The 9,978-nt window shown below is 66.6% G+C and carries 9 protein-coding genes and 1 pseudogene; 5 read left to right on the top strand and 5 right to left on the bottom strand.

Features of this window, described 5'->3' with window-relative positions; translation table 11 throughout:
- Positions 1–315 precede the first annotated feature (315 nt).
- Entirely contained in the window at positions 316–402 is an 87-nt protein-coding gene (locus tag OC159_RS20370) for a small membrane protein YohP (RefSeq protein WP_456095339.1), read from the top strand.
- Between the two features lie 149 nt (positions 403–551).
- A complete protein-coding gene (locus tag OC159_RS15500; RefSeq protein WP_265502075.1) occupies positions 552–911 on the top strand; it encodes a hypothetical protein in 360 nt (119 codons plus the stop codon).
- A 218-nt stretch (positions 912–1,129) separates the two neighbouring features.
- On the opposite strand, the gene OC159_RS15495 is transcribed toward OC159_RS15500, so the two are convergent.
- From OC159_RS15495 to OC159_RS15475, 5 genes and pseudogenes are all read right to left on the bottom strand, one after another.
- On the bottom strand, positions 1,130–2,170 hold the full coding sequence (locus tag OC159_RS15495; RefSeq protein WP_265502074.1) for an HlyD family secretion protein: 1,041 nt from the start codon (positions 2,168–2,170) through the stop codon (positions 1,130–1,132).
- Positions 2,167–3,771 (bottom strand): efflux MFS transporter permease, encoded by a 1,605-nt coding sequence (locus OC159_RS15490; protein WP_265502073.1) that lies wholly within the window; start codon positions 3,769–3,771, stop codon positions 2,167–2,169. Before OC159_RS15490 ends, OC159_RS15495 begins: the two co-directional genes overlap by 4 nt.
- Complete coding sequence (locus tag OC159_RS15485; protein WP_265502072.1) at positions 3,768–4,196, bottom strand: MarR family winged helix-turn-helix transcriptional regulator; 429 nt, start codon at positions 4,194–4,196, stop codon at positions 3,768–3,770. The genes OC159_RS15490 and OC159_RS15485 overlap by 4 nt, the downstream gene beginning before the upstream one ends.
- Before the next feature lie 137 nt (positions 4,197–4,333).
- Positions 4,334–5,362 (bottom strand): annotated as a pseudogene (locus OC159_RS15480) (integrase core domain-containing protein).
- An 889-nt stretch (positions 5,363–6,251) separates the two neighbouring features.
- Positions 6,252–6,983 (bottom strand): helix-turn-helix transcriptional regulator, encoded by a 732-nt coding sequence (locus OC159_RS15475; RefSeq protein WP_265502071.1) that lies wholly within the window; start codon positions 6,981–6,983, stop codon positions 6,252–6,254.
- 67 nt (positions 6,984–7,050) lie between these two features.
- Here OC159_RS15475 and OC159_RS15470 point away from each other — a divergent pair, with 67 nt between their 5' ends.
- The 3 genes from OC159_RS15470 (at position 7,051) to OC159_RS15460 (ending at position 9,977) form a co-directional block, all read left to right on the top strand.
- Positions 7,051–7,647 (top strand): glutathione S-transferase family protein, encoded by a 597-nt coding sequence (locus OC159_RS15470; RefSeq protein WP_265502070.1) that lies wholly within the window; start codon positions 7,051–7,053, stop codon positions 7,645–7,647.
- Positions 7,648–7,674: 27 nt separating this feature from the next.
- Positions 7,675–8,121, top strand: coding sequence for a GFA family protein (locus tag OC159_RS15465; protein WP_265502069.1), 447 nt, complete (start codon positions 7,675–7,677; stop codon positions 8,119–8,121).
- A gap of 410 nt (positions 8,122–8,531) precedes the next feature.
- Positions 8,532–9,977, top strand: coding sequence for a cytochrome ubiquinol oxidase subunit I (locus OC159_RS15460; RefSeq protein ID WP_265502068.1), 1,446 nt, complete (start codon positions 8,532–8,534; stop codon positions 9,975–9,977).
- Position 9,978 lies beyond the last annotated feature (1 nt).

The following is a 9,978-nucleotide window of genomic DNA, read 5'->3' as shown; positions in this document are numbered from 1 at the left end:
CGATGGTGGCGCGGACATCCGCCCGCAGGCGATCCTCGATCGGATCATACGCGCTTGCGTCACGCAGTAGCGAAAAGGACGAGCTGTCGGTATTCTGCTTCATGGCGTGATCTCCCTGGCGGTTGCCGCCGCCGGTCGGGTGGGTGAGTGTTCACCTGCAGATCACGCCGCCAGCCAATTTCCGCCAGGTCCGAGACAAAACCCAACTTGCGCCACCAAGGCTATGTTGGCGATACGACGGTTTATCCTCGGCCGGGCGACGGGAACTTTCGCTTTGGCAATGGGTTGTCCCGGCTCAACGCCAAGGAGCACGTGATGCTGAAATTCCTCGGAGGCGCCGTCGGCGTGATTTTCATCATCGGCCTTTTAGTCGTCATTGGACTGCTGGCGCTGATCTTCTGAATTCCGCCCTCGACACTCGCATTCTCGCCTGACGGCCAGATGATCGTTTCCAGCTTCCTGTTCGCCTGCCTGTTTGCGCTGATTCATGTTGTCATCGGCTGGATGCGCTTTCTGGACCGGGCGCCGCGCAGCCGCTGGTTGTCGGCGGCGTGGCGGTCGCCTACATCTTCCTGCATGTGCTGCCGGAGCTTGCCACGCACCAGCAGACCTTCTCGACCGCGCTGAACACCACCGAGGCGACGGCCGAAGGGTTTGTCGATTTCCTGTCGCTGGCCAACCTCGTGGTCTTCTACGGGTTGGAGCGGACGATCCGGGCGTTACGAAAACGCACCGACCGGCAAGGGGAATGCGGACTGCCGGAAGCGAGGGAATTCTGGCTGCACATCGGCCCTCTCGCTGTCTGCAACCTGATCATCGGCTATCTGCTTGCACCGGGAGGAATCGGGGCCGGGGCTGCATTTCGTCACGAACGACTTCGGCCTGCGCCAGGATCACCAGGTCCGGTATGACCGGATCGCCCGGTGGATCATCGCGGGGGCGGTGCTGGCCGGCTGGCTGCTGGGGCGGGTTGCCGATCTGCAAGACGAAGGATCGCGATGCCCTTCGCCTTCATTGCCAGGGGCGTCGTCCTGAACGTCCTCAAGGAAGAACTGCCAAAGGAGCGGGAGAGCCGGCTCTGGCCATTCGTTGGCGCGGACGCCGCCTATCGCGTGCTGCTGCTGACGGTTCAAGAGCCTTCGTCGTCCGACGCCCGCACAACCACGGACATGCCCGGACGCAGGCGTTCAAACCCCTCCTGATCGTCGTCGATCGAGATCCGCACCGGCAGGCGCTGCGCGATCTTGGTAAAGTTGCCGCTGGTGTTCGTGCCCGACAGCAGGCTGAACTCGGACGCGGTCGCCGGTGAGAAGGCCTGCACATGGCCGGTAAAGACGCGGTCGCGCAGGGCGTCGACGGTGAAAGACACGGACTGCCCCTCGTCCAGGCCGGCCAAGTTCGTTTCGCGGAAGTTCGCGATCACCCACAGGTCGGTCCCCACATGCGATACCAGCGCGGTGCCGGGGGTGACATACTGGCCCACATGCACCGACACCTGGCCCAACTGACCATCGGCGGGTGCGTGGATCACGGCATTGGCGAGGTCGATCTTGGCCAGTTCCACCGCGGCCTCGGCGCTGGCGATGTCGGCGCGGCGGGCATCCAGCGCCACCCGGGCCGAGCGGATGGATTCCTGCTGGACGTCCAACTGCGCCGCAGCCTGCGTTCGGGCGGATTCGGCCTGCTGCAGGGCCAGCCGCACCTGGTCGGTCGCCGACTGCGAGGTCACCCCGCGATCCAGCAACTGACCCGAACGTGCCGCTTCGGACCGGGCGGTCTCGAGGGACGAGGAAGCCGCGTCAAGCGCCGCCTGGTTGGCCCGCGCCACGGCCTCGGCCGACAGGACCCCTTCTTCGGCCACCTTCATCGCGGCGCGGGCCGCCTGAAGCTGCGCCTCGGCCTGCGCCAGCTTCTGCCGGGGGATGCGGTCGTCGATCCGCGCGATCACGTCGCCGGCCCTGACAGACTGAAAGTCTTGCACCTCGACCGCGGCGACATAGCCCGACACCTGCGGCGCGACCGAAGTGACCTTGCCGCGCAGATAGGCGTTCTCGGTCACCGGTTCGGCGGGCGCAAAGGGCGGCAGGTGCCAGGCGAACAGCAGCAGCAGGACGCCGGCCAGGCCAAGCACAAGCGCAATGGTGGTCGGCAGCAGGTTTTCCTTTTTCATGGCGTCGTCTCGGAGTTGCGGGTGGGGGCCGATCTGGCCAGGAAATCGCGCAGCAGGTGCAGCAGCAGGGCGGCGGCGGCGATCAGCGCCGCAGTCGCGGTCAGCAGATAGGCATCGCCATAGGCGCTGACCCAGGCCTGCGCCGTCGCCTGCCCGACCAGTTGCGATGCGGCCTGCGCGCCGCGCAGGGCCGCGTCGGGAACCTGAGCGGCCAGAGCCGCCGCGCGGCGCGCCAGCGCCTGCACCGTCATCGAGTCGGTGGGTGTCAGTTGCTCGGCCAGGACCTGAAGGTGCAGCGCCTCGCGGTGGGTGGTGAAGGTGGTGAAGAGGCCCGATCCCAAGACGGCTCCGATGCTCTGGGTCGAGATGAAGACGATGACGAAGGACAGCAGGTATTGCGGCCCCTTCGCCAGCGCCGCCATCAGCCCCGCCATCATCGCGGGGGGCATGAACAGCATGCCCGCGAACCCGATCAGCGCCTGGCTGACGATCAGCTGTTCGGGGCGGGTGTCGATGCCGGACTGCGCGTCCATCGTCGCCCCCGCAGCGATCAGCAGCAGCGCCGCAAGGTGAAAGGCGGGGACGCGTTCCGGCTTGATCCAGGCAACGCAGGCCAGGCCGCCCAGAAGGCTGGCCAGTGCGATGACGGCAAACAGCCCCGTCATCTGCCCCGGCGCGACGCCCAGCACCTGGAACATGCGTGGCGCCCCCGCAGCCTGTTCGGACAGGATCAGTCGGAACAGGAACAGCGTCGCGGTCAGGTGCAGGATCGCGGGACTGGCCAGCCAGCGGATGTCCAGAAGCGGCGCCTTTCGGTTCAGCTCGACCATGACGGCCAGCGTCAGCGACGCAACTGCCGCCGCCAGCAGCCAGCCGATCCAGGCGACATCTGTCCAGTTGTAGATCGGTCCCATGATGAAGGCGATGATCATGCCGCCGAAACCGAAGGCAATCAGCAGAAACACCAGGAAGTCCGTGGCCTGGATCACCTTCTGCCGCGGGATCGGGCGCAGCGGCAGCCAGAAGACCAGCATCAGCGACACCAGCGCCATTCCCAGCCCGGTCAGGTGAACCCACAACAGCCCGCCGTCCCCCAGCAGCGCCGGCGCGACCACGCGCGATACTGCGGGCCCCGACATCAGTACCACCATCGTCATCGGCAGCCCCAGCCGCATCTTCCATTGCGGCGACAGAGGCTCCAGCATGTAGAGGAAGGCCAGCGTCGACAGCGGTGCGGCCGCCATTCCCGACAGACCCTGAAGGATCAGCGCCGAGCGGAAGTCGGTCGCCCAGATCGACGCAAAGGCCACTAGCGCATAGATGACGATCCCCAGTTCCGCAAAGCGGCGCAGGCCGAACTGCGTGCGGATCTTGATCAGCATGACGGGCAGCGCGGCGCGCGGGATCGTGTAGGCCGCCAGAAGCCATGCCGCCGAGGTGGACGTGACCCCCAGGTCCCCCGCGATCTGCGGGACGTTTGTCGAAACAAGCCCCTGCTGCAAACCCTGCGACATCCCGACGAACGCCGCCGCCAGCATGTAGGCGGCGGCACGGGGCGCCGGCAGCGGCGGCAGCGGGGCGGGGGCGGCGGGGGCGCTCATGCCCGGTCGAGCCGGCTGACGTTTTGCGCCAGCCGGTCCAGAACGGTTCCGGCCGCCTGCAGATCACCCGCCGGGATATCGGCCAGCAGCTCGCGCCGCAGCCGCTGCGTGAAATCGACGATGGCGCTGTCGCGCCCCCGTTCAGTCAGGAACAGCGCCGACTTGCGGGCATCTCCCTCCAGCGGACGGCGTTCGACGAAGCCGTCGGCGACCAGCGCGTCGACCTGACGCTTCAGCGTCGGCGGTTCGATGTCCAGCAGGGCGGCAAGCTCGGCCTGGGTGGCACCCTCGTTGCGGGCAAGCGTCGTCAGCGCCCGCGCACGAGAGAGCGTCAGCCCAACGGCCTGCGCCTGCCTATCATAGCTGCGCCGCAGATCACGCATCAGGTGCAGCAGCACGTCCAGAAACTGATCTTGTTTCGCCATCGCCCTTAGCCTGTCTTCAGGTTAGTTAGCTAGCTAATGAATGTGGGGAACAGGATCAAGATTGCGTGCGGGATTGCATGCTTGCCATGCAGCCGGCGGTTGGCTTGCTGCGCCCGCCGCCACCAATGCGCAGTTCGTCAGGCCTCGACCACCGGCCGACCAAAGGCTGACAGGTTCACCGGCGTCAGGGAAACCCTCCCCGAATCGTCGGGGGACGACCGTAGATCTCGTCCGGCCATTCTCAGCTTCACGTCGGGTGTGATCCCGCGGATGCCCGTGTCGGGTCGCCCGGTGTTTGTAGCTCCATGGCCATTCGGTGGCGATCTGCTGCACCTCCTCGACGGTTGCATGGATGCAGAGGTCCGGCCATTCATGGCGGACCGTCCGGTTGTAGCGCCTGACGTATGGCGAGCCGGAGCGCCATCGCTCCGGGGGACGGCGAGATGGTTTTGCTGCGGCGTGCCGGGCTGGATGCAGGTCAGGGCGATGCCGTGCTTCTCGGCCCCGGTCATGAGCGTGGCACCGACGTATCCGGAGCCGTTGTTCACCAATCGCCAGCCGCGCCATTCGATGGTCTGGTTCAGCAATCGGACATCCCCTTCGGCAGGTGTGAGGGGAGGTCAGAGACGATCCAGTGGATCGTGGTCTTGACGACCGAAGAAATCGATCTCCATGCCCAGGCCTTGGCGATTGAAATCATCCAGCACGTTCAGCAGCCGGAACCGACGCCCGCCGATCAGCCGGTCCGCGATGAAATCCATCGACCAAACCAGGTCCGGGGCTTCACGAGCCACCAGTTCCCCGGGCTTCTCGCGCTTCAGCCCTCGCCGCGGCGTTCGCCAGCGCGTTCGGACCGATGGCGCCTTGATGGCTCACTCCGCAGGTGCAACTCCAGCTCGAAGTAGATCCTGTGGACCCGCCTGTGGTTCCAGACATGCCCCTTCACGTTCCGCAGGTGGAGGAAGCAGCCGTCGACCCACCCTTCGAGGGCGTTCATCTGGCTCTGCAACCGGTGGTATCCACCGCTCACTCCGGCTCATCATGGAAGTATCATGCCGCCATACTTCGCCCGCCATTTGTGAAACGTCGCGCTACTGATCCCATGCTCGCGACACCGCTCGGGTACAGCCAAAACCGCTCTCGGCCTGATGTGGCAGACCCGTGATCTGGGGTGAAAAACATCCACCTCCGCATTCCCCAGCCAAGGGGCGGATTTCCAAAGCACCAACTGGCCCGCGAACAGCGCCGGGATGTTGTCTGCAATCGGGTGCTCCACCGCATCCCGCGTCCCGACCGTACCAGAGGCACGGTTCGCTAGCAGCTCGGCTTGGCAGCGATTTTTGTGGCGAGGACGTCCAGCACCCCGTGCCCAAGCCGGCCCAAGCCAGTGCCGCGATCCGAGGCTCGTCCACCTGCTGCGGGCAACGATCACAGGCAGGGACAGCGCCTCCGTGACCTCGGCCAAGTCCAGGCCTCGCGTGCCATCGCTCCCCGGCAGCGCCGGCGACCTGCACGTCCAAGGCGTGCGCCAGCTACACCAGGTCGGGCTGGACCGCCCGAGGGCGGTCTTGTCGCGCAGGTTTCAGTGGGCGGTCTTCCTGCCCAGACCCTCGGTCCGGCCGCAGATCGTGCTGCAGGACCTGCACCGGCAGGACTTCGTCTGCGAGTCTATCGATCGCTGCGGTATTCTCGCCCAGATCATCCAAGGCTTCCTGCGTGCCCGCGGCGTCCCGGAAAAGGCCTTCCGGGGTGGCGCAGCAGCACACGAGCCTGATCCTGGTGACCGAAGGTTGAGGTCACGCCGGTTCCCGCCTCCGGCCGTCATTTGGACCCTGCCGATGTGGCCCTTCCCGCTATCGGCATCGGCCCGAACGAACGGCACTCCGATCTTCCATTCCGTGGCGCCCGAAACCGTCTCAGCCGCTGATCGCCGCCCGGACCGCGACCGGCCGCGACGACTACGTGGCATCTTGCTGCCCCGGCGGACCATGTCGATATCCGTCGAGTGTCCCGCCGGCTGATGCGGCACCCGCCTGGGGGTGCAGAACCGCTGGGTCACCCGCCGCGGTCGCCGGTCTTGCCGGTTGCCTGCCCTTGCGCCTCGCAGCGCTGCTGGCGCTGTCGATAGTCGTTCAGCAAGGCCACCCGCCGGGGGCGGAAGCTTTCGCCCGTCTCGTCCGCGCTTTCCATACGGTGGACGTGGAACAGCCGGAAATCCAGGCGCAGGCAGCAGAAAGCCAGAAGCATCAGCGTATTGTCGCTGTAGGATATGCCAAGCGGCCAGATCCGCCGTTCGGATGGGCGACCGTGCAGGTCGCGATAGCGGATATTCAGTTGTCGCTCGTCCCAACATGCACGGCGCAGAAGGTCGAGGTCGATGCCGACCGCCGGTCGTGCGGCGGGCCTGTGCCAGCTGCGCATCACGCAATGGGCCGCCTGACGCGCCTGGCTGTCGGGCAGTGTCGAGATGATGCGCGCCAGCGCGTCCTGGCCCGCCCGCAACAGCATCGGGTCGCCCATCTGTTCCAGCGCACCGACCGACAGCATCAGCGCCTCGATCTCCAGCCGAGAGAAGCTCTGCGGCGGCAGGGCCGGGTCCTCGGTCAGGACATAGCCCAACCCCGCTGCGCCGTCGATCAGCGCCCCGCCCGCGCGCAGCGTCACGATGTCGCGATAAAGCTGGCGCTGAGAGATGCCCGTCTCGGCCGCCAGCCGCAGCGCCGTCACCGGCGCGGGCAGCCGTCGCAACGCATCCATCAGCCGCATCAGGCGATCTGTCCGGGCCATCTGCTGCCGCCACGTTCTGTCAGGAGCACGCGCCCATGATGGCACGACACCACCAAGCGAGGTCTTCATGCCCACCCTGTATCATTCCCCCAACTCCCGCTCGTCGTCCATCGTCGCATTGATCGACGAACTCGGGGCCGATGTCGACATCGTCGAGGTCACGATTCCCCGGCAGGACGGATCCGGCGGCCCGGACCCGCGCAATCCGCATCCGGAAAAGAAGGTCCCCTACCTGGTCGATGGCGACGACCTTATCCGAGAGCGCGGCGCCATCGCGGTCTATCTCAGCGACATGTTCCCGGCGGCCGGAATGGGTCCCCTGCCGGGCACGCCAGGCCGGGGGGAATACCTGTCGTGGCTGTTCTATTACCAGGGCGTGATGGAGCCGGTGATCCTGCTGCACTGGGCGCAGATCGAGCATCCGGCGCTGCAGGCCAGCCTGCGGGACTTCGCGGCCGTGACGGCCCGGCTGTCCGAGGCGCTGCAGTCCCGGGCCTTCCTTCTGGGCGAGCGGTATTCCGCGGCGGACCTGCTCTGCGCCAGCCCGTTCATCTGGTTTCCCGACCTGACGCCCGATGACCAGGCGATCAAGGACTGGGTCCAGCGCTGCCGCGAGCGTCCGGCAACGGTGCGCATCGCCGAAAGCGACGCCCGCGCCCGCTGATCCCCACCTGCCGAAAGGAGAACGCCCGTGACCGACACGTCTTCGACCCTGACCGGGCACTGCCTCTGCGGGGCGGTCGCCCTCACCGTGCAGCAGGCAAGCCGCGACATCGAGGTCTGCCACTGCGAAATGTGCCGCAAATGGAGCGGCGGCCCGCTGTTCTGCCTTCACACGGTGGCCGAAGGCGATGTCGGCGTCACCGGAGAAGAGCATGTGGTTCGCTACCGATCCTCGGACTGGGCGGAGCGCGCCTTCTGCGGCAGGTGCGGCAGCAACCTGTGGTATCAGCTTCTTCCGGCGGGGACGCGCACGGTGACGGCGGGCCTGTTCGACCTGCCGCAGGACTTCGCCGTCACCCAGCAGATCTTCGTCGACGAACGTCCCCACTGGGCGCGCCTGGCCGGCGAGACGGTCGAGAAGACCGGCCCCCAGATCCATGCAGAGGCGGAGGCCGCCGGTTTGGTCACGAAGTGATGGTGCTTCGCTCGCAGTCCCGCAGCCCGCTTGGGGCGGGACTGCGGATTGCCGAACGCCTCCTGCTTCCGGTCAAGCATGTGCCATGATGCGGAAGCGGTCTTTCGTCACGCCGAGTTCTGCAAAAACGGCGCCACGAAGAATGCTCGCATGTCCGCTTGAGGTCATGGTCCCCCTTTGCCGGAGGGCATCGACCGACGGCAGATCCTTGCGGGACTGGGTCGGGATGGGTGCAGGTCCGGCTGCGTTGTTTGCGTCCCCTGCGACGACGCGGCGCTTGTCATCGGGGCGGGCGGCTGCCTACCTTGTGGCCACGAGGGAGATGTCCGGGCCGGTGCGACAGGTGATCGCGGCGGCCTTGCCAGAACCGGTCGTGTCCGTCGGGCGCGACCTGCCGCGAAAGGTCCGAGATGTTCGACACCGCCGATGCCGTCCTGCTGGCCCGCATCCAGTTTGCCTTTACCGTCAGCTTCCACTTCCTGTTCCCGGCCTTCACGATCGGCCTTGCCAGTTTCCTGGCGGTGCTGAACGGGCTGTGGCTTTGGACCAAGGACAGCAAGTACCTGGACCTGTTTCGCTACTGGGTGAAGATCTTCGCCCTGGCCTTCGCCATGGGCGTCGTGTCGGGCATCGTGATGTCCTATCAGTTCGGCACCAACTGGTCGGTCTTCTCGGACCGGGCCGGGCCGGTGATCGGCGCGCCCATGGCCTACGAGGTGCTGTCGGCCTTCTTCCTGGAAGCCGGCTTCCTGGGCATCATGCTGTTCGGCCGCGACCGGGTCGGCCCGACGCTGCACATGGCGGCCTGCGTGGCGGTGGCCTTGGGGACCGCGTTCTCGGCCTTCTGGATCCTCAGCGTGAACAGCTGGATGCACACGCCCGCGGGCTTCGAGATCGACGCCGAGACGGGACAGTTCCTGCCCACGAACTTCTGGGAAGTGATCTTCAACCCCTCGTTCCCCTATCGCCTGATGCACACGGTCACCGCGGCCTATCTGACCACGGCCTTCATCGTCGGCGGTGTGGCGGCGCTGCACCTGCTGCGGCACCGGCACCGCCGCGACAAGGTCAGCCCGGCGACGCGGACGATGTTTTCCATGGCCATGTGGATGGCCACGATCTTCGCCCCGGTGCAGATCTTCCTGGGCGACCTGCACGGGCTGAACACGCTGGAACACCAGCCCGCCAAGGTCATGGCGATGGAGGGGCACTTCGAAAGCCATCCCGACGGCGCGCCGCTTTACCTGTTCGGGCTGCCGAACCAGGACGAACAACGGCTGGACTACGCCGTGGGCATCCCCAAGCTCAGCTCGCTGATCCTGAAGCATGACCTGAACGCGCCGCTTGACGGGTTGAATACCATTCCGCGCGAAGATCAGCCCCCCGTCGCCATCGTCTTCTGGTCGTTCCGGATCATGGTGGCCCTGGGTTTTGCGATGCTGGGGATCGGGGCGTGGTCGCTGTGGGCGCGGGTGCGGGGGCGGCTGGACGACGGCCCGATGCTGCACCGCGCGGCGCTGGTCATGGCACCGTCGGGACTGATCGCGGTGCTGGCCGGGTGGATCACGACCGAGGTCGGTCGCCAGCCCTTCACCGTCTATGGCTTCCTGCGCACCGCAGACAGCGCCGCGCCGCTGGACGCGGCTGCGGTCGGCAGCAGCCTGATCGCCTTCATCGTGGTTTATTTCGCCGTCTTCGGTGCGGGCACCTATTATATCCTGCGCCTGATGAACCGCGCGCCGTCCAGCGCCGAGCCGCGGCTGAAGGACGTCACCGACAGTCCGATCCGCACGGCGGGCATCACGCCCGCCCCGCAGCAGGCCGCCCGCCACCGCAACGCCCATCCCGGAGAGTGAC

Source organism: Paracoccus beibuensis, assembly GCF_026162625.1.
GTDB classification, from domain to species: Bacteria; Pseudomonadota; Alphaproteobacteria; order Rhodobacterales; family Rhodobacteraceae; genus Paracoccus; species Paracoccus beibuensis.
This window is presented reverse-complemented; position numbering and strand designations above follow the sequence as displayed.

Bases quoted from the DNA above. Each gene is read 5' to 3' on its own strand.
- OC159_RS15470 (WP_265502070.1), top strand. From the start codon at position 7,051: ATGCCCACCCTGTATCATTCCCCCAACTCCCGCTCGTCGTCCATCGTC.
- OC159_RS20370 (WP_456095339.1), top strand. From the start codon at position 316: ATGCTGAAATTCCTCGGAGGCGCCGTCGGCGTGATTTTCATCATCGGC.
- OC159_RS15485 (WP_265502072.1), bottom strand. From the start codon at position 4,196: ATGGCGAAACAAGATCAGTTTCTGGACGTGCTGCTGCACCTGATGCGT.
- OC159_RS15490 (WP_265502073.1), bottom strand. From the start codon at position 3,771: ATGAGCGCCCCCGCCGCCCCCGCCCCGCTGCCGCCGCTGCCGGCGCCC.
- OC159_RS15495 (WP_265502074.1), bottom strand. From the start codon at position 2,170: ATGAAAAAGGAAAACCTGCTGCCGACCACCATTGCGCTTGTGCTTGGC.
- OC159_RS15460 (WP_265502068.1), top strand. From the start codon at position 8,532: ATGTTCGACACCGCCGATGCCGTCCTGCTGGCCCGCATCCAGTTTGCC.
- OC159_RS15475 (WP_265502071.1), bottom strand. From the start codon at position 6,983: ATGGCCCGGACAGATCGCCTGATGCGGCTGATGGATGCGTTGCGACGG.